This window comes from Streptomyces sp. NBC_01717, assembly GCF_036248255.1.
Taxonomy (GTDB): Bacteria; Actinomycetota; Actinomycetes; order Streptomycetales; family Streptomycetaceae; genus Streptomyces.
Window position 1 is genome coordinate 1,817,966 of record NZ_CP109178.1, and the last position, 18,404, is coordinate 1,836,369.

The following is an 18,404-nucleotide window of genomic DNA, read 5'->3' on the forward strand; positions in this document are numbered from 1 at the left end:
GCGGGCTTGCTGCCGTCGGGCCTTTCCCCTGCCCGAACCGGGGCTCTGCCCCGGGCCCTGCGGTCCTCAATCGCCGGACGGGCTGGCCAAGATGCCCTGAGACGCCGGGCAGGCTTGGGTTCTGCCGCCTGAGCGGGCCACCGGAGCCGAGGCCGGAAAGCCGGCCCTCCGGCGATCGAGGAGCTTGGATGCGGGGGCGGAGCCCCCGGGAACTGTCAGTCGCCGCCCCCGAACGCCGCGTCGAACGACGCCGCCGGCGGGTCGAAGTCGTACCTCTTCAGCGTGGCAAGCGCTTCCGGCGCACCCACCAGCCGGTCCATTCCGGCGTCCTCCCACTCCACCGAGATCGGCCCTTCGTAGCCGATCGACCGGAGCATCCGGAACACGTCCTCCCACGGCACATCACCGTGCCCGCCGGAGACGAAGTCCCAGCCGCGCCGTGGATCGCCCCACGGGAGGTGCGAGCCGAGGCGGCCGTTGCGCCCGTCGAGGCGTTTGCGCGCCTCCTTGCAGTCCACGTGGTAGATCCGGTCCCGGAAGTCGTAGAGGAAGCCGACCGGGTCGAGGTCCTGCCAGACGAAGTGGCTCGGGTCGAAGTTCAGCCCGAACGCGGCCCGGTGGTCGACGGCCTCCAGGGCGCGGTGCGTGGTCCAGTAGTCGTACGCGATCTCGCTGGGGTGCACCTCGTGGGCGAACCGGACGCCCTCCGCGTCGAACACGTCGAGGATCGGGTTCCAGCGTTCGGCGAAGTCCTCGTAGCCACGCTCGATCATCCGCGGTGGCACCGGCGGGAACATCGCCACCAGGTGCCAGATCGACGAGCCGGTGAAGCCGATGACGGTGCGGACCCCGAATGCCGCGGCCGCGCGGGCGGTGTTCTTGATCTCCTCGGCGGCCCTGCGCCGTACCCCTTCGGGCTCACCGTCGCCCCAGATCCTGGCGGGCAGGATGCCCTGGTGGCGTTCGTCGATCGGGTTGTCGCAGACGGCCTGGCCGACGAGGTGGTTGGAGATCGCCCAGCACTTCAGCCCGTACTTGTCGAGCAGCTGGTGCCGCCCGGCCAGATAGCCGGGGTCGTTGAGGGCCTTGTCGACCTCGAAGTGGTCGCCCCAGCAGGCGAGTTCGAGCCCGTCGTAGCCGAAGTCACGGGCGAGCCGGCAGACCTCCTCCAGCGGCAGGTCGGCCCACTGGCCGGTGAAGAGAGTGAAGGGACGGGGCATGCGCGGGACCTCCTAGAGCTGTACGGGGGTGTGGACGGAGTTCTTCTCGGCGCTCTCCTCCACGGCCGCGAGCACCCGCTGCACCTGGAGCCCGTCGGCGAACGACGGCACCGGGTCCGCCCCTTCGGCGATCGTCCGGACGAGGTCGCGGGCCTGATGGATGAAGGTGTGCTCGTAGCCGAGGGCATGGCCCGGCGGCCACCATGCCTCCAGGTACGGGTGTTCGGGCTCGGTGACGAGGATGCGGCGGAACCCGGCCGTGGCGGCCGGTTCGGTGTGATCGTGGAAGGACAGTTCGTTGAGCCGCTCCAGATCGAAGGCGAGCGAGCCGCGCTCCCCGTTGAGCTCCAGCCGCAGCGCGTTCTTGCGGCCCGCCGCCATCCGGGTCGCCTCGAACGACGCCAGCGCTCCGGAGGCGAGCCTGCCGGTGAACACGGCCGCGTCGTCGACGGTGACCGCCCCTCGGGCCTCGCTGCTCGCGACGCCCGAGAGTCCCGCCGACGCTCCGGCGAGCAGGGGGCGCTCCCGTACGAACGTCTCGGACACCGCCGACACCCCCACCAGGAGCTCCCCCGCCAGATACTGGGCGAGGTCGATGATGTGCGCCCCCAGGTCGCCGAGCGCACCGGATCCGGCGTGTTCGCGCTCGAGCCGCCAGGTGAGGGGCGAGTCGGGGTCGACCAGCCAGTCCTGGAGATAGGTGGCGCGTACGTGCCGCAGGGCGCCGAGCCTGCCGTCGGCGATCAGCCTCCGTGCGTACGCGATCGCCGGCACCTTGCGGTAGTTGAAACCGACCATTGCCACCTGGCCGCGGGCCCTGGCCCGTTCCGCGGCCTCGGTCATGGCCTCCGCCTCGGCGACCGTGTTGGCGAGCGGCTTCTCGCACAGCACGTGTTTGCCGGCCTCCAGGGCGGCGATGGCGATCTCCGCATGGCTGTCGCCGGGCGTGCAGATGTCGACGAGCTGGACGTCGTCCCGGGCGATCAGGGCGCGCCAGTCGGTCTCCGCAGCCGCCCAGCCGTGACGTTCGGCGGCGGCGGTGACCGCCGTACGGTCGCGTCCGCAGATCGCGGCGAGAGCCGGCCTCATCGGCAGGTCGAAGACGTGTCCCGCGGTGCGCCACCCCTGGGAGTGGGCGGCGCCCATGAACGCGTATCCGACCATGCCGACCCCGAGCGTCGCCGCCGGCTCTGTCGACGGCGGCGCTTCGGCTTCCTGCTCCGTCTCTTCCCTACGGGCCATACGGGCTTCCTCCTCGTCGGTCGTTCGGTGGGGGCGGCAGGAGGGTCAGCACCCTCCTGGACTGCGGATCAGCTGAAGCCCGTCGGCAGGTACTGGTCGATGTTGTCCTTGGTGACGACGGCGGAGTAGAGCGTGAGGCTGGTCGGGATCTCCAGTTCGGAGAGGCCGCCGATGCCCTTGCCCTGACCGAGTGCGCGCGCCAGGTCGATGGCGGACGCGGCCATCGTCGGCGGGTAGAGGACGGTGGCCTTCAGGACGCTGTTGTCGGCCTTGATGGCGTCCATGGCGGACTTGGCGCCCGCGCCGCCGACCATCAGGAACTCGTCCCGGCCGGCCTGCTGGATGGCACGCAGCGCGCCGACACCCTGGTCGTCGTCGTGGTTCCACAGGGCGTCGAACTGCTTCTGTGCCTGCAGGAGTTGGGCCATCTTCGCCTGGCCTGTCTCGACGGTGAACTCGGCGGCCTGCCGGGCGACCAGCTTGACGTTGGGGTAGTTCTTGAGAGCGTCGGCGAAGCCCTGGCTGCGCTGCTTGGTGAGCTCCAGGTTGTCGATGCCCGCGAGCTCGACGACCTTGGCGTTCTGCTTGTCCTTGAGCTGTTCGCCGATGTACGTACCGGCGTTGAGGCCCATGCCGTAGTTGTCGCCGCCGACCCAGCAGCGGTAGGCCTGCGGCGAGGCGAAGATGCGGTCCAGGTTGATGACGGGGATGCCCGCCTTCATCGCTTCCAGGCCGACCTGGGTGAGCGCCTTGCCGTCGGCCGGGAGGATGACGAGGACGTCGACCTTCTTGTTGATGAGGGTCTTGACCTGGCCGATCTGGGCGGCGGTGTCGTTGGAGCCCTCGGTGATCTCCAGGGTCACCTCGGAGTACTTCTCCGCCTGCGACTTGGCGTTCTCATTGATGGCGTTGAGCCACCCGTGGTCGGCCTGCGGACCGGCGAAGCCGATGGTGACGGGCTTGCCGGGCTTGTTGTCGGCGGCCGGCTGATCGGTCTGCGAGGTCTGCGGCTTCTTGGGCTCATTGCTGGTGCAGGCGGTGAGGAGGGCGCCCGCGGAGACGGCTGCGGTGCCGAAGAGCAGTCCTCTGCGGCTGGTTTCTGGCATGGCTGTGGAACCCTTCATCCGGTGCGTCGGTGGCATGCGGAACTGTGGGTGGGGCGGGATATGGGGTGAGGTGGGACGGGAGTGGGGAGAGCCGGGGCTCAGGTCTCCCCGTGGGCCGAGGTTCGGCGCTGGACCAGGACGGCGGCGACGATGATCGCGCCCTTGGCGATCTGCTGGACATCGCTCTGCAGATTGTTGAGAGCGAAGATGTTGGTGATGGTGGTGAAGACGAGGACGCCGAGGACGGATCCGACGATCGTGCCGCGTCCGCCGCTGAGCAGGGTGCCGCCGATGATCGCGGCGGCGATGGCGTCGAGCTCGTACAGGTTGCCGTTGGTGTTCTGTCCCGAGCCGGACAGGATGATCAGCATGAAGGCGGCGATGCCGCAGCACAGCCCGGAGAGCAGATACAGATAGAGCCGCTGGCGCCGTACATCGATCCCGGCGAGCCGGGCCGCTTCCGCGTTGCCGCCGACCGCGACCGTGCGGCGACCGAACGTCGTGCGATTCAGCACCAGCCAGCCGATGACGGTGACCGCGGCGAACGCCATCACCAGGGGCGGTATGCCGAGGACGTACGAGTCGGGCAGGCCCAGGTCCAGGACCGACTGGACGGTGACGATCTGCGTCTTGCCGTCGGTGAGCTGCAGGGCGAGGCCGCGGGCCGAGGCGAGCATGGCCAGCGTCGCGATGAACGGCACGATCCTCCCGTACGCGATCAGCAGCCCGTTGACGAGTCCGGCGCCGAGTCCGACGAGCACGGCAGTGAAGAGGATGCCTGCGAAGCCGTACTCCTGGGTGGCGAGCGTGGTCGCCCAGACCGAGGCGAGCGCGACCATGGCACCGACCGACAGATCGATGCCGCCGCTGGTGATGACGAACGTCATACCGACGGTGACGACGCCGATGACGGACGACTGGGTCAGGATCAGCTGCAGGTTCCCGGTGTCCAGGAAGGCGTCGGGCTCGGTGAATCCGCCGACGGCGATCAGTACGGCGAGGACGCCGAGCAGCGACAGGTTACGGACGTCCGCGCGCACCCCGAGAGCGCGCAGTCCGCCGCCCTTCGAGGGCGGCACCGAGGCCGGGGCGGGCGGGACCGCCTTGTCCGGCCCACCGTGCTGCGCCGAGGAGACGGGCTGTGTCATGACGTCGGGCTCCCTTCCATCACGAGGTCGAGTACGCGGTGCTCGTCGAGCTCCCGGGCGTCCGCCGTATGCACGACGCGGCCCTCGCGGAGCACCAGCACCCGGTCGGCGAGGCCCAGCACTTCGGGCACTTCGCTGGAGACCAGCAGGACGGCGAGGCCTTCGTCGGCCAGCCGGCGGATCACGGCGTAGAGCTCGGCGCGGGCGCCGACGTCGACGCCGCGGGTCGGTTCGTCGAGCAGCAGCACCCGGCAGCCGCGCAGCAGCCAGCGGGCCAGGACGGCCTTCTGCTGGTTGCCGCCGGAGAGAGTACGGACGGGGGTGTCCGGGTTGTCGGGGCGCAGCGACAGTTCACGGGTGGCGGTGCGGGCCGCCCGGCGCTCGGCCCCGCGGTCGAGCCAACCTGCCCTGGAGAAGCGGGACATGGAGGACACGGAGACATTGCGGGTGACGGATTCGAGCATCAGCAGGGCCTGCGCCTTGCGTTCCTCGGGGGCGAGCCCGATGCCCGCCGCGACGGCGGCGCGGACGCTGCCGGGGCGCAGCGGCCGCCCGCCGACCAGGACCCGGCCCGCGCTCGGCCTGCGGGCGCCGTAGATCGTCTCCAGGATCTCGGAGCGCCCGGAGCCGACCAGGCCGGCGAGGCCGACGATCTCGCCGGGCCGCAGCGCGAGGTCGAGCGGTGCGAACTCCCCTTCCCTGGCGAGCCCTTCGACGGTGAGTACGGGATCCTGCCGGGCGGCCTCCGTGACCTCCGCGGAGGCCTCGGGGCGCTGCGGGAAGACGTACTCGACGTTGCGGCCGGTCATCATGGCGACGATGTCCCGTGTCGGGGTGGACTTGGCGGGCAGACCGACCGCGACGGCCCGCCCGTCCTTCAGCACGGTCACCCGGTCGCCGATCCGGCGGATCTCCTCCAGCCGGTGGGAGATGTAGACGACGGCGACACCGTCGGCGGTGAGTGAGGCGACGATACGGAAGAGGTTGTCGACCTCGTCGGGGTCGAGGGCGGCTGACGGCTCGTCCATCACGATGAGCCGTACGTCGTGGGAGAGCGCCCGTGCCATGGAGACGATCTGCTGCTGGGCCGCGGAGAGCGCGCCGACCGGGCGGGCGGGATCGATCTCGGGGTGGCCGAGGCGCTTCAGCAGTGCGGCGGCCGCGGTCCGGCCCTCGCGGGTGCGGACGATGAAGCGGGCGGTGGTGGGTTCATGGCCGAGGAAGATGTTCTCGGCGACCGAGAGGCCCTCGACCAGGTCGAGTTCCTGGTAGATGGTGGCGATGCCGAGGCGCATGGCGGCGATCGGCGACTTCAGTGCGACGGGTGCGCCGCGCCAGGCGATCTCGCCGTCGTCGGGCTGGTGGGCTCCGGCGAGCACCTTGATGAGGGTCGACTTGCCGGCGCCGTTCTGCCCGAGCAGACAATGGACCTCACCGGCCTGGACCTCCAGGTCCACGCCGTCGAGAGCGCGCACACCGGGGAAAGACTTGGTGATGCCGGACATGGTGAGCAGGGGTGGTTCTGGTGCCATGACAAATCCCCTCGGCGAAACGGGCCCCTGCTCGAGCGAAGCCGAGAGCTTGGGGAAGGGCCGGTGAGCGGGCAGGGCTGTACCAGGTGCGGGTGGTGCTCAGTTGCCGTTCAATCGCTGGTGCCGTACGGCCGGCCGAGGATCAGGCCGGTGAGAACAGGTGGTCGCTGATGAGCCGGGCGGCGCCGATGACTCCGGCGGTCGGTCCCAACTCGCCCAGCACGATGGGAAGATTTCCGGTGGCCAGCGGCAGGGACTGCCGGTAGACCTGGGTCCGGACGCTGGCGAGGAGCGTGTGGCCGAGGCCGGTCACGCCGCCCCCGATCACCACCAGTCCGGGGTTGAAGAAGCTGACGAGTCCGGCGATGACCTGGCCGACCCGGTTGCCGCCCTCGCGGATCAGGTCGAGTGAGGTCGCGTCACCTGCCGCCGCCGAGGCGGCCACATCGGCGGCGGTGAGCCGGCCGGCCGACTCCAGCCGGGCCGCGAGTTCCTGCGACTGGCCCGTGCGCGCCGCGTCCTCGGCGTCGCGGGCCAGCGCCGCACCGCTGAAGTGGGCCTCCAGACAACCCCGGTTGCCGCAGGCGCATGCACGCCCGTCGGGTTCGACCTGGATATGCCCGATGTCGCCCGCACTGCCCGTCGTGCCGCGGTACACGTCGCCGCCGACGACGATGCCGCAGCCGATGCCGGTACCGATCTTGACGCAGAGGAAGTCCCCCACGGAGCGTGCGACGCCTGCGTGCTGCTCCCCCATCGCCATCAGGTTCACATCGTTGTCGACCATGACGGGGCAGCCCAGTTCCTGGCTGAGCGCCTCGCGGACCGGGAAACCGTCCCAGCCGGGCATGATCGGGGGTGCGACCGGTACGCCTTCGGGGAAGCGGACCGGTCCGGGTACGCCGATGCCGGCGCCGTCGAAGCCTTCCGCGAGCCCGGAGGCCCGGAGCTTGGCCGCCATGGACAGCACCTGCTCGAAGACGGCGACGGGTCCTTCGCGCACGTCCATGGGGTGGTTGAGGTGACCCAGGACCTCCAGCTCCGCGTTGGTGACCGCCACGTCGATCGATGTGGCGCCGATGTCGACGCCGAGGAAGCGCAGTGCGGGAGCGAGCCGGATGTTGTGCGAGCGACGCCCGCCGCGGGAGGCGGCGAGTCCGTCGGCCACGACAAGTCCGGTCTCCAGCAGCCGGTCCACCTCGACGGCGAGCTTGGAGCGGGAGAGATCGATCTGATCCCCCAGCTGTGCCCGTGAGTTGGGCCCGTCGTCGCGCAACAGCCGGAGCAGTCGCGCCTGATGCGCATTCGCGGGTCGTGCCGTCATACGTCTCACGCGCCCCTCCCCGCCACATCGGCTCATCCGTCGGGCTTTCGAGTGGAACGTAGCAGCGGTTGCCGGGAGTGGGAAGAAGTTGCGCAGGAATCCGCTACAACTTTCTCCACACCGAGGACAAAGCTGGTTGCCTTGTCAGGGGCCCGCTTCGGCACGGGTGCCTTCAGTGCACCGCGGCACGACGCGGCGGGGGAGTCAGCGGCGCCGGAACGGACCCTCCGGAGCCGCGCACACCGTGACCGCACATCGAATTGACCGCGCGTCGATCTCGCCGGCTTCGCGACGACTCCCTTCCCTACGGGCGAGCCGGGGCGGCCTCACCGTCTCGCGATACCGCCCACGCCGCCCTCAGCTCCCGGCCGCGGATCGCGGCCGCACTCAGTCGCGGGGCCAGGGACGGCCGTCGAGGCGCTCGATGTCGCGGTTGAGGCGCCCGAGGCAGTGCGCGAGCTGGGCCGCCTCCTCGGGCGTCCAGTCGGCCAGCACATGGGACAGGCCGTTCACGTTCTTGGCCCGGTCGTTGTCCAGGCGGCGCTTGCCTTCGGCGCTGATGGCGAACTTGCGGGCGATACCGCCCTCGGGGTCGGGGATGCGCTCGACGACACCGGCTCGCAGCATGGCGGCGGTCTGGCGGTTGAGGGTGGAGGTGTCCAGGCCGAAGGCGTCGCTGAGCTGACTGATGGACAACGGACCCTCGGCCTGGATGCGACTGAGGAGGATGTAGGCACTGCGGTCGAGTCGCCCGCTGCCCCGGTACGTGAGCAGATGCATGTACCGACTGAGAAGCATGGTCTCGAACTCGATCTGGTCAAGGGGCATGTCCACGCAGGGTTTCCTTCGGCCGCGGGCTTGCCTTCCTTTCAGGAAGGTCACCTTCCAGTAGATATATCACGAATTGCATGCATGATGCATGTGAAGTGCATGAAGCACATCAAGTGTAGGGTGCACATCGACTGCATGGTGCATCTCGCCATGGCCCCGAAAAGCAAGAGGGAGTACCCGTGGACAGTCCCCAGCCCGCAGCACGCTCAGGCGGTGTTGTCGGCATCCTCGCCTTCGCGGGCATCGTGGCCGCGATCACGCAGACCCTGGTGGTGCCGCTGATCGCGGAACTGCCGAAGCTGCTCGACACCTCCGCATCGAACGCCTCATGGGTGATCACCGCCACGCTGCTGGCCGCCGCCGTGTCGACGCCCGTCGCCGGGCGCCTCGGCGACATGTACGGCAAGCGACGCATGCTGCTGACCTCCCTGATTCCGCTGATCGCGGGCTCGGTGGTCTGCGCCCTGTCGTCCTCCGTCGTCCCGATGATCGCCGGTCGTGGTCTGCAGGGCCTGGGCATGGGCGTGGTACCTCTGGGCATCAGCCTCCTGCGCGACGTGGTGCCGGCCGAGAAGCTCGGCTCGTCCATCGCGATCATGAGTGCATCCATGGGGGTGGGCGGCGCGCTCGGCCTGCCCTTCGCCGCCGCGATCGCGGAGAACTCCAGTTGGCGGGTGCTGTTCTGGGTCGTCGCGGCCCTGGCCCTGGCCGTCGGCACGCTGATCTGGATCTTCGTGCCCGGGGACCGCGAGAACAAGGCCTCGGGCGGCTTCGACCTGCCCGGTGCCATCGGCCTGGGCAGCGCGCTGATCTGCCTGCTGCTCGCCGTCTCCAAGGGCGCCGACTGGGGCTGGGGCAGCGGCACCACACTCGGCCTGTTCGCCGCCGCTGTCATCGTGCTGCTGGTCTGGGGCTGGTGGGAGCTGCGCATCAGCGATCCGCTGGTCGACCTGCGGGTGACCGCCCGCCCGCAGGTACTGATGACCAACGCGGCCTCGATCCTGGTCGGGTTCGCGATGTACGCCCAGTCCCTGGTCGTGCCCCAGCTGCTGCAGCTGCCCGAGGCCACCGGCTACGGCCTGGGCCAGTCGATGCTCGCCATGGGCCTGTGGATGGCGCCGGCGGGCCTGATGATGATGGTCATGTCGCCGATCGGCGCCAAGCTCTCTGCCGCCAAGGGCCCCAAGGTCACCCTGGCCGTGGGAAGCCTGATCATCGGCGTCGGCTACGGCATCTCCCTGCCGATCATCAGCTCCGGCTCCACCTGGAGCCTGCTGGCCGTGACCATCGTCTGCAACACGGGCGTCGGCTTCGCCTACGGAGCGATGCCGGCCCTCATCATGGGTGCGGTCCCGCAGTCGGAGACCGCCTCCGCCAACAGTTTCAACACTCTGATGCGTTCGATCGGCAGCTCGGTCTCGGCCGCCGTGATCGGTGTGGTCCTGGCCCAGCTGACCACCGACTTCGGCGGTTACGCCCTGCCTTCCGAGGACGGCTTCCGCATCGCCATGCTGATCGGCTGCGGCGTGGGTCTCGCGGCTGCGGTCGTTGCTTCCCTCATTCCCGTGAGGGCGGCGGCACGGCCGGGGGCCACCGTTCCCCAGCACACGGCCTCCGAGGTGACCGAGGCCGAAGTCAAGGCCTGACCGGCCGCCCACCACCCGAGCGAGGTTGTCCTGTCCCGTCACGGGGCAGGACAACCTGCTGTTGCGTGGTGTCGGGCTGAGCGCCCCTCAGCTCGTCTAGCCCTGTTCGCGCTGGTGGTACGTCTTGCGCGTGTGCTCCGTGTGCGTCCGCATGATCTCCGTGGCCCGCTGTTCGTCCCGCGAGGAGATCGCCGCAATCAGTGCGCGGTGCTCGATCCAGGACTGGGTGCCGCGCTGGCGGGCCACCGGGGTGTAGTACCAGCGGACCCGGCGGTCCACCTGTCCGGCGAGTTCGGCGAGGACGACATTGCCCGCCAGTTCCATGACCTTGGCGTGGAACGCGGCATTGGTGGCAACGGCGAGATCCACATCGTCGTCGGCGACGGCCTGCTCACCCTTGGCGCAGAGCTCTTCGAGCGCGGCGATGCCGGCCGTGCCCGAGTTGGCCGCGGCCAGCCGGGCGGCCTCGGCCTCCAGGAGCGTACGGACCGACAGCAACTGGTCCGCTTCCTCCTCGGTGGGTTCATGGACGAACGCACCTTGCGCGGGCCGCAGATCGACCCAGCCCTCGGTGTTCAGCCGCTGCAACGCCTCGCGCACCGGCTGTCGCGACACGCCGAGGTGTCCCGCGAGTTCGCTCTCGACCAGATGCTGGCCGGGGCGGAGCGCACGCGTGGTGATCAGTTCGAGCAGCGCCTCATAGACACGCTCGCGCAGCGGACCGGGCCGTTCCAGCTTCGGCACAGCCCCTTGCGGCAGTCCTGTGGACAACATCGCGGTCCCCCTCCGGGCGACGAGCAATTGCTTATCGTCTACAGTCTACCGAGCACAATGGGGGTCAGGGACAGCGGATCACCTGACCTGCGTACGAAAGATTTCCGCCGAACCCGAAAAGCAGCGCCGGGGCACCGCTCTCGACCTCACCCCGTTCGACCAGTTTCGACAGCGCCATGGGGATGGAAGCGGCGGATGTATTGCCCGAATCCACTACATCGCGGGCGATGACGGCGTTGACCGCACCGATCTTCCGGGCGACCGGCTCGATGATCCGCAAATTGGCCTGATGCAGTACCACCGCAGCGAGATCCTCGGGGGCGACCCCGGCCCTTTCGCACACCTTGCGCGCGATGGGCGGCAGTTGAGTGGTGGCCCAGCGGTAGACGGACTGCCCCTCCTGGGCAAAGCGCGGCGGCGTCCCCTCGATCCGCACCGCACGCCCCATCTCCGGCACCGAACCCCACAGCACGGGGCCGATTCCGGGCGCGGCGTCCGCATCGCCCCGCGGATCCGCGACCACGACCGCGGCGCCCGCGCCGTCGCCGAGCAGGACGCAGGTGGAGCGGTCGGTCCAGTCGGCGATGTCGGCCATCTTGTCGGCACCGATCACCAGCGCACGGGTCGCGGCGCCCGCCCGGACGGCGTGATCCGCGGTGGCGAGGGCGTGGGTGAAGCCGGAGCAGACCACATTGATGTCCATCACGGCCGGGGAACCCATGCCGAGCCGGGCGGCGACCCGCGCCGACATGCTCGGCGACCGGTCCATGGCGGTGGAGGTCGCGACGAGGACCAGATCGATGTCCGTGGGGAGCAGACCGGCCGCGGCGAGCGCCTTGGCCGCCGCGTGGGCGGCCATCTCGTCCACCGGCTCGTCAGGGCCTCCCACATGGCGAGTCTTGATCCCGACGCGACTGGTGATCCACTCGTCGCTGGTGTCGACCATGGCCGCCAGGTCGTCGTTGGTGAGCACCTTGGCGGGCTGATAGTGGCCGAGCGCCACGACACGTGAGCCGGTCATGTAGAGGTTCCCCTCGCTACGTATGGCAGGAACTATCCAGTCTTGGTGGCTACCGCCCGGTACGGGTGCACGTGATCCCACAGGATTACCGGCCGAGGCTTGGAGGCTTGACAACACCCTTGACGCCTTTGAACGCATACTGTAGACAATATTCGGTCGACTTGACATCGTCTCCTGTTCCCGCGCTCGGTCCTTCACCGAACGGAGAGCCCCCGTGAAAGTCGCAGTTGTCGGTGCCGGTGCGAACGAGCGGCTGACACACCCCCCTCGTACGCGAGGCCGGAGGCACGCTGCCGTCCGCGCCACCCACTGCGGCGTGGGAGGCGATCTCACACTCCATGTGCAGCACAATGAAATCGTCGAGGTCACCTCACCGCACGACAACCCGGTGACCCACGGCAACCTCTGCATCAAGGGCCGTTTCGGCTTCCAACACGTACAGAATCGGGTTTAACCGCCATGGGACGGGTCACCGAGCGCCGCCGCACCATTCGCATCAGGGACGGGGTGGTCTCCGCCCGCCCCGACACACTTGTCGCCGAGGAGCCTCTGGAGATCCGGCTGAACGGCAGGCCGCTGGCGATCACGATGCGTACGCCGGGCGACGACTTCGCACTGGCCGCGGGCTTCCTCGTCAGCGAGGGCGTGATCGGTGACGGCTCCGAGGTGCAGTCGATCGTGTACTGCGCGGGGGCGACGGCCGACGGCGTGAACACGTACAACGTGGTGGACGTGAAGCTCGCGCCCGGCGTGCAGGTCCCCGACATCACGTTGGAGCGCAACGTCTACACGACGTCGTCCTGCGGGCTGTGCGGCAAGGCGAGCCTCGACGCGGTCCGCACCACGACCCGGCACCCGATCGCCGACACTCCCCCGGTCCGGGTCGAGCCCGCGCTGCTCTCGGCCCTTCCCGACCGGCTGCGCGAGGCGCAGCGGGTCTTCGACCGGACCGGAGGTCTGCACGCGGCGGCGCTGTTCTCCGAGACGGGGGAACTCCTCGACATCCGGGAGGACGTCGGCCGGCACAACGCGGTCGACAAGCTCGTCGGCCGGGCCCTGACCGACCACCGGCTGCCGCTGTCCCGGGCGATTCTGCTGGTGTCGGGGCGGGCCTCGTTCGAGCTGGCCCAGAAGGCGGTGATGGCCGGCATCCCGATGCTCGCCGCGGTCTCGGCGCCGTCGTCGCTCGCCGTCGATCTGGCGGCCGAGACCGGACTGACCCTGGTCGGCTTTCTGCGGGGTCCGTCCATGAACGTGTACGCGGGTGACCACCGCATCGCCCTGGAGGCGACGGTCGGCCAGGGCTGAGCGGCCCGGCCCGCAACACGGGTCAGGGACCCGGCCGGCGGGGAGCGCCCCCTGCGCCGGCCGGTCCCGCCCCGTGAGTACGTCATCGGCCCGTTCGGGGGCGACGGAATGAGCCGTCGGGCCACGCCACCGGTCAGCGGCTCACGCCGCGGGCGAGCCGGTCAGCCCACCGCGACCGGCTCCTCCGCCGCCGCACCGCTCGCCGGATTCCCTGACCGCTCCCGGCGCCCCTGCTGCGGGTCGCGCGGGTCGAGCCTCTCGAGCGGGTCGCGCGAGCGACGCTTCGCGATCACCGCGCACACCATCAGCTGCATCTGGTGGAAAAGCATCAGCGGCAGCACGGCCAGGCTCGCGTGTGCTCCGAAGAGCACGCTCGCCATCGGCAGCCCCGAGGCCAGGCTCTTCTTCGAACCGGCGAACTGGATGGCGATCCGGTCGCCCCGGTCGAAGCCGAGCCGCTTCGCCCCGTGCCAGGTCAGTGCGAGCATCAGTGCGAGCAGCACCGCTTCGGCGGCGAGCAACGCACCGAGCCGGGCCGGGGTGACCTGGTGCCAGATTCCGGCGACCATGCCCTCGCTGAACGCGGTGTAGACGACCAGCAGGATCGAGCCCCGGTCGACATAGCCGAGCACCTTCTTGTGGCGGGTGATGAACCCCCCGATCCAGCGGCGCAGCAACTGCCCGGCGACGAACGGCAGCAGCAGTTGGACCCCGATCTTCAGCAGCGCGTCCCCGGAGAATCCGCCACCGCTGTTGCCGAGCAGCCCGGCAGCGAGCAGCGGGGTGAGGAAGATCCCGGCTAGCGAGGAGAAGGAGCCCGCGCAGATCGCCGCCGGCACGTTGCCGCGGGCGATCGAGGTGAACGCGATCGACGACTGGATGGTCGACGGGACGAGGCAGAGGAAGAGGAAGCCGCTGTAGAGCTGGGGCGTCAGGACGTACGGAACCAGGCTCTCGCCCGCCAGACCCAGCAGCGGGAACGCGACGAACGTGCAGATCAGGACGGTGAGATGGAGCCGCCAGTGCTTGAGTCCGTCGAGCGCCTCGGCGGTCGAGAGGCGGGCGCCGTACAGGAAGAAGAGAAGGGCGACCGCTCCGGTCGACGCGCCGCCCGCCACGTCCGCGGCGGCCCCCGACGCGGGGAGCAGCGCCGCAACCGCGACGGTGCCGATCAGCGCCAGGATGTACGGGTCGATCGGCAACCAGGACGGCAGCTTCAAGGTGCGGCGGCTCATGTGCTCCACGTGTTCTCTCGTTCAGGTCGTGCCCTCTCCATCTTGCTCTTGATCACCGCGATCGGGAATCCCGCATACCGCTCTCACTGTCATCATGTTCCGCGATAACCTGGCACTATGTACGACCCTGCACAGCTCCGTACCTTTCTCGCCGTCGCCCAGACGCTGAGTTTCACCCAGGCCGCCCGTCGGCTCGGCGTACGGCAGTCCACGGTGAGCCAGCATGTGCGGCGGCTCGAGGACGCGACGGGACGGCAGCTGTTCACCCGGGACACGCACCGGGTCGATCTCACCGGGGACGGCGAGGCGATGCTCGGCTTCGCCCGGACGATCCTGCAGGCCCATGAGCGGGCAGCGGCGTTCTTCACCGGGACCCGGCTGCGCGGCCGGCTGCGGTTCGGGGCCTCCGAGGACTTCGTACTGACCCGGCTGCCGGAGATCCTGGAGTCGTTCCGCCGTGACCACCCGGAGGTCGAGCTGGAGCTGACCGTGGAGCTCTCCGGGACGCTGCACCGGCAGCTGGCGGCGGGCCGGCTCGATCTGGTCCTCGCCAAGCGGCGGACCGGTGACACGCACGGTGAGCTGGTCTGGCAGGACGCGCTGACCTGGATCGGCGCACCGCACGTGCGGATCGATCCGGACCGTCCGGTGCCGCTGGTCCTCTTTCCGCCGCCGGGCATCACCCGGGCCCGCGCCCTGGAGGTGCTGGAGGAGCACGGCCGGTCGTGGCGGGTCGCCTGTACGAGTACGAGCCTGAGCGGACTGATCGCGGCGGCCCATGCCGGGCTGGGCGTGATGGCGCACACGCGCGGCCTCATCCCACCGGGACTGACCCCGGTGCCGGCCAGGGCGGGGCTGCCGGAGCTCGGCGATGTGGATTTCGTCCTGCTGCACGGCCGCCGCCGGGACGCGGCGCAGGAGGCGGCGGACGCGCTCGCGGCGGCGATCCTGGCGGGAGGCGACCGGCTGATCCGCTCCGTCGGCGGGATCAACGCGATCGGCGGCCGGGAGGGCGCGTGACCGAGGCGTACAGATTCGGTGGAGATTCCGGCGCAAGCTACTTACTCCTCCGTCAGATGTGCGCCCGAGCCCTGCCCATGTGGCCGGATATTTGTGGCTGACCTGTACAGATGCCACGCTTTCCAGAGCCTCCGGGCCCTCCCGTCGCGCCGCCCGATCAGGTAGCGTCACGGCGCTGTGCGGAGCGCCACAAGGAGCAGTTCATTGCGCGAGTTCACGGTCCCACCCATGGCGGCCGCGCCCCACGTCGGCGGTCTGGCTGATGTCGTCTTCGACTACCCGGAGGAGGACCCGCATCGGATTGCGTTCGGCCGGAAGGACGCGAGCGGACACTGGCGTGACATCACCGCCGCGACATTCCGTGACGAGGTGCTGGCCCTCGCCAAGGGGCTGATCGCCCACGGCGTCCGGTTCGGCGACCGGGTCGCCCTGATGTCCCGTACCCGGTACGAGTGGACGCTCTTCGATTTCGCGCTGTGGACGGTCGGTGCCCAGTCGGTGCCGATCTACCCGACGTCCTCGGCCGAGCAGGTCTTCTGGATGCTGCACGACGCCGATGTGTCCGCCATCGTGGTCGAGCACGAGGATCACGCGATGACGATCGCTTCGGTGATCGACCGGCTGCCCGGGCTGAGACGGCTGTGGCAGCTGGACTCCGACGCGGTGACCGAGCTCGTCGACGCGGGCACCCATGTCGAGGACGAGGTGGTGCACCGGCACCGGCGGGCGGTGACGCCCGAGTCCGTGGCGACCATCATCTACACGTCCGGTACGACGGGCCGGCCCAAGGGCTGTGTGATCACCCACGCCAACTTCATGTTCGAGACGGACACCATGGCCGCCCGGTGGGAGTCGGTCTTCCACTCCAAGCCGGGCGACGAGGCCGCCACGCTCCTCTTCCTGCCACTGGCGCATGTCTTCGGCCGGATGGTCGAGGTCACGGCGATCCGCGGCCGGGTGAAGCTGGGCCATCAGCCGGAGCTGTCGGCGAAGGCGCTGATGCCGGACCTGGTGACGTTCCGGCCGACGTTCATCCTGGCGGTCCCGTACATCTTCGAGAAGGTCTTCAACGGCGCCCGGCGCAAGGCCGAGGCGGAGGGCAAGCTCGGGCCGTTCGACAAGGCCTTCGACGTCGCGGTGAGGTACGCGGACGCGATGGAGCACAAGGCGTTCGGAACCGGCCCCGGGCCGTCGCCGGGGCTGCGGATGCAGCACCAGTTCTTCGACAAGGTCGTGTTCAAGAAGGTCCGCGACGCGATGGGCGGCCGGGTGCGGCACGCCATGTCGGGCGGCTCCGGGATGGAGCGGCAGCTCGGCCTGTTCTTCGAGGGCGCCGGCATCACGGTGTACGAGGGGTACGGACTGACCGAGTCGACTGCGGCGGCCACCGCCAATCCGCCGGAGCGCACCCGGTACGGCACGGTCGGGCAGCCGATCCCCGGCACCACCGTGCACATCGCCGACGACGGCGAGATATGGGTGTACGGACGCAATGTCTTCGGCGGCTACCTGGGCGACCCGAAGGCCACCGACGCGGTGCTGTACGACGGTTGGCTGGCCACCGGCGACCTGGGTGCACTCGACGAGGACGGCTATCTGACCATCACCGGGCGGAAGAAGGAGATCCTGGTGACGTCGGGCGGCAAGAGTGTGTCGCCGGCCGGTCTGGAGGAGCGGGTGCGGGCGCATCCGCTGGTCGCGCAGTGCATCGTGGTCGGCAACGACCGGCCGTACATCGCGGCGCTGGTGACCGTGGACCAGGAGTCCGTGGACCACTGGCTCTCCATGCAGGGGCGGCCACCGATGAGGGCGGCGGACCTGGTGCGTGACCCGGATCTGGAGATGGAGGTCCGGCGGGCGGTGGTGGCGGCCAACACGGCGGTGTCGCAGGCCGAGTCGATCCGTACGTTCCGGATACTGGCGCATCAGTTCACCGAGGAGCACGGTCTGCTGACCCCGTCCCTCAAGCTGAAACGGAAGGCGATCGAGACGGCGTACGCCGCCGAGGTGGACGCGCTGTACCGGTGAGGCGTGCCCGGGGCCGCCGACCTGAAATGCCCCTCGCCGGGAATGCTTCAGGGCCGTTGATCGTTGACCCAGGGAATACCGAACCGACGACGTAAGGATCGACCGCTCGTGAGCCAGGTCCCCTCCATCACCCTCAACAATGGCGTCGAGATGCCGCAGCTCGGTTTCGGTGTCTGGCAGGTGCCGGACACCGAAGCGACGAAGGCGGTCACGACGGCCATCGAGTCCGGGTACCGGAGCATCGACACCGCCGCGATCTACGAGAACGAGCAGGGCACGGGCAAGGCCATCGCCGACTCCGGTGTCGCCCGGGAAGAGCTGTTCGTCACCACGAAGCTGTGGAACAGCCAGCAGGGCTACGACACCACCCTGCGTGCGTTCGACGCCTCGCTCGACAAGCTGGGTCTCGACTATGTCGACCTGTACCTGATCCACTGGCCGGTGCCGGCCAAGGACGCGTACATCGACACGTACAAGGCCTTCGAGAAGATCTACGCCGACGGCCGCGCGAAGGCCATCGGTGTCTCGAACTTCCTGCCCGAGCACCTGGAGCGCCTGCTCGGTGAGACCTCCGTGGTCCCCGTGATCAACCAGATCGAGCTGCACCCGCAGCTCCAGCAGGCCGAGTCCCGCGCCTTCCACGCCAAGCACGACATCGCGACCGAGGCCTGGTCGCCGCTTGGTCAGGGCAAGGGCCTCCTGGAGGTCCCGACGGTCGTCGCGATCGCCCAGAAGCACGGTCGCACGCCCGCGCAGGTGGTGCTCCGCTGGCACATCCAGACGGGCAACGTGGTGATCCCGAAGTCCGTGACGCCGTCGCGGATCGCGGAGAACCTCGATGTGTTCGGCTTCGAGCTGGACGCCGACGACCTCGCCGCGTTCGCCGCGCTGGACGAGGGCAAGCGCCTCGGTCCGAACCCCGGCGAGTTCAACCTCGGCGCCTGAGCCCCACCGCTCCACGACCGAATC

Annotated in this window: 15 protein-coding genes and 1 pseudogene; 6 read left to right on the top strand and 10 right to left on the bottom strand. The window is 69.6% G+C overall.

What is annotated here, in order from left to right; genetic code table 11:
* Positions 1-215: 215 nt before the first annotated feature.
* The 7 genes from OHB49_RS08340 to OHB49_RS08370 all read right to left on the bottom strand — a co-directional run bounded on the left by OHB49_RS08340 (position 216) and on the right by OHB49_RS08370 (position 8,406).
* On the bottom strand, positions 216-1,220 hold the full coding sequence (locus OHB49_RS08340; protein WP_030971985.1) for a sugar phosphate isomerase/epimerase family protein: 1,005 nt from the start codon (positions 1,218-1,220) through the stop codon (positions 216-218).
* 12 nt (positions 1,221-1,232) lie between these two features.
* Complete coding sequence (locus OHB49_RS08345; RefSeq protein WP_030971984.1) at positions 1,233-2,462, bottom strand: Gfo/Idh/MocA family protein; 1,230 nt, start codon at positions 2,460-2,462, stop codon at positions 1,233-1,235.
* A 68-nt stretch (positions 2,463-2,530) separates the two neighbouring features.
* Complete coding sequence (locus OHB49_RS08350) at positions 2,531-3,568, bottom strand: substrate-binding domain-containing protein (RefSeq protein WP_030971982.1); 1,038 nt, start codon at positions 3,566-3,568, stop codon at positions 2,531-2,533.
* 98 nt (positions 3,569-3,666) lie between these two features.
* Positions 3,667-4,716: an ABC transporter permease gene (locus tag OHB49_RS08355; protein WP_030971981.1), complete on the bottom strand. Its 1,050-nt coding sequence runs from the start codon at positions 4,714-4,716 to the stop codon at positions 3,667-3,669.
* Positions 4,713-6,248, bottom strand: coding sequence for a sugar ABC transporter ATP-binding protein (locus OHB49_RS08360; protein WP_329159148.1), 1,536 nt, complete (start codon positions 6,246-6,248; stop codon positions 4,713-4,715). The genes OHB49_RS08355 and OHB49_RS08360 overlap by 4 nt, the downstream gene beginning before the upstream one ends.
* A 142-nt stretch (positions 6,249-6,390) precedes the next feature.
* A complete protein-coding gene (locus tag OHB49_RS08365; protein ID WP_329166405.1) occupies positions 6,391-7,572 on the bottom strand; it encodes an ROK family transcriptional regulator in 1,182 nt (393 codons plus the stop codon).
* 387 nt (positions 7,573-7,959) lie between these two features.
* Entirely contained in the window at positions 7,960-8,406 is a 447-nt protein-coding gene (locus OHB49_RS08370) for a MarR family winged helix-turn-helix transcriptional regulator (RefSeq protein WP_329159150.1), read from the bottom strand.
* 176 nt (positions 8,407-8,582) lie between these two features.
* On the opposite strand from OHB49_RS08370, the gene OHB49_RS08375 reads away from it, so the two are divergent.
* Positions 8,583-10,049 carry an MFS transporter gene (locus OHB49_RS08375; protein ID WP_329159152.1) on the top strand — a complete coding sequence of 489 codons (1,467 nt, stop codon included), beginning with the start codon at positions 8,583-8,585 and terminating at the stop codon, positions 10,047-10,049.
* 96 nt (positions 10,050-10,145) lie between these two features.
* Here the strand turns inward: OHB49_RS08375 and OHB49_RS08380 are convergent, their stop codons facing one another.
* Positions 10,146-10,823, bottom strand: coding sequence for a GntR family transcriptional regulator (locus OHB49_RS08380; protein WP_329159154.1), 678 nt, complete (start codon positions 10,821-10,823; stop codon positions 10,146-10,148).
* Between the two features lie 64 nt (positions 10,824-10,887).
* Positions 10,888-11,844, bottom strand: a complete 957-nt coding sequence (locus OHB49_RS08385; protein WP_030971962.1) for a beta-ketoacyl-ACP synthase III — start codon at positions 11,842-11,844, stop codon at positions 10,888-10,890.
* A 307-nt stretch (positions 11,845-12,151) separates the two neighbouring features.
* On the opposite strand from OHB49_RS08385, the pseudogene OHB49_RS08390 reads away from it, so the two are divergent.
* Both OHB49_RS08390 and fdhD read left to right on the top strand, forming a co-directional pair.
* Positions 12,152-12,298, top strand: a pseudogene (locus OHB49_RS08390) (2Fe-2S iron-sulfur cluster-binding protein); the annotation flags it as partial.
* A 5-nt stretch (positions 12,299-12,303) separates the two neighbouring features.
* Positions 12,304-13,152, top strand: a complete 849-nt coding sequence (gene fdhD, locus OHB49_RS08395; protein WP_030971958.1) for a formate dehydrogenase accessory sulfurtransferase FdhD — start codon at positions 12,304-12,306, stop codon at positions 13,150-13,152.
* A 161-nt stretch (positions 13,153-13,313) separates the two neighbouring features.
* Here the strand turns inward: fdhD and OHB49_RS08400 are convergent, their stop codons facing one another.
* The gene (locus OHB49_RS08400; RefSeq protein ID WP_329159156.1) at positions 13,314-14,387 is read right to left on the bottom strand and encodes a bile acid:sodium symporter family protein; all 1,074 of its coding nucleotides are present in this window, start codon (positions 14,385-14,387) and stop codon (positions 13,314-13,316) included.
* A 117-nt stretch (positions 14,388-14,504) separates the two neighbouring features.
* Here OHB49_RS08400 and OHB49_RS08405 point away from each other — a divergent pair, with 117 nt between their 5' ends.
* From OHB49_RS08405 to OHB49_RS08415, 3 genes are all read left to right on the top strand, one after another.
* The gene (locus tag OHB49_RS08405) at positions 14,505-15,407 is read left to right on the top strand and encodes a LysR family transcriptional regulator (protein ID WP_030971954.1); all 903 of its coding nucleotides are present in this window, start codon (positions 14,505-14,507) and stop codon (positions 15,405-15,407) included.
* A gap of 228 nt (positions 15,408-15,635) precedes the next feature.
* On the top strand, positions 15,636-17,435 hold the full coding sequence (locus OHB49_RS08410) for an AMP-dependent synthetase/ligase (protein ID WP_329166406.1): 1,800 nt from the start codon (positions 15,636-15,638) through the stop codon (positions 17,433-17,435).
* A gap of 108 nt (positions 17,436-17,543) precedes the next feature.
* Entirely contained in the window at positions 17,544-18,380 is an 837-nt protein-coding gene (locus OHB49_RS08415; RefSeq protein WP_329159160.1) for an aldo/keto reductase, read from the top strand.
* The last annotated feature ends 24 nt before the right edge of the window (positions 18,381-18,404 follow it).

Coding starts and splice junctions, on each gene's coding strand:
- OHB49_RS08340 (WP_030971985.1), bottom strand. CDS start 1,220: ATGCCCCGTCCCTTCACTCTCTTCACCGGCCAGTGGGCCGACCTGCCG.
- OHB49_RS08345 (WP_030971984.1), bottom strand. CDS start 2,462: ATGGCCCGTAGGGAAGAGACGGAGCAGGAAGCCGAAGCGCCGCCGTCG.
- OHB49_RS08350 (WP_030971982.1), bottom strand. CDS start 3,568: ATGCCAGAAACCAGCCGCAGAGGACTGCTCTTCGGCACCGCAGCCGTC.
- OHB49_RS08355 (WP_030971981.1), bottom strand. CDS start 4,716: ATGACACAGCCCGTCTCCTCGGCGCAGCACGGTGGGCCGGACAAGGCG.
- OHB49_RS08360 (WP_329159148.1), bottom strand. CDS start 6,248: ATGGCACCAGAACCACCCCTGCTCACCATGTCCGGCATCACCAAGTCT.
- OHB49_RS08365 (WP_329166405.1), bottom strand. CDS start 7,572: ATGACGGCACGACCCGCGAATGCGCATCAGGCGCGACTGCTCCGGCTG.
- OHB49_RS08380 (WP_329159154.1), bottom strand. CDS start 10,823: ATGTTGTCCACAGGACTGCCGCAAGGGGCTGTGCCGAAGCTGGAACGG.
- OHB49_RS08385 (WP_030971962.1), bottom strand. CDS start 11,844: ATGACCGGCTCACGTGTCGTGGCGCTCGGCCACTATCAGCCCGCCAAG.
- fdhD (WP_030971958.1), top strand. CDS start 12,304: ATGGGACGGGTCACCGAGCGCCGCCGCACCATTCGCATCAGGGACGGG.
- OHB49_RS08400 (WP_329159156.1), bottom strand. CDS start 14,387: ATGAGCCGCCGCACCTTGAAGCTGCCGTCCTGGTTGCCGATCGACCCG.
- OHB49_RS08405 (WP_030971954.1), top strand. CDS start 14,505: ATGTACGACCCTGCACAGCTCCGTACCTTTCTCGCCGTCGCCCAGACG.
- OHB49_RS08410 (WP_329166406.1), top strand. CDS start 15,636: ATGGCGGCCGCGCCCCACGTCGGCGGTCTGGCTGATGTCGTCTTCGAC.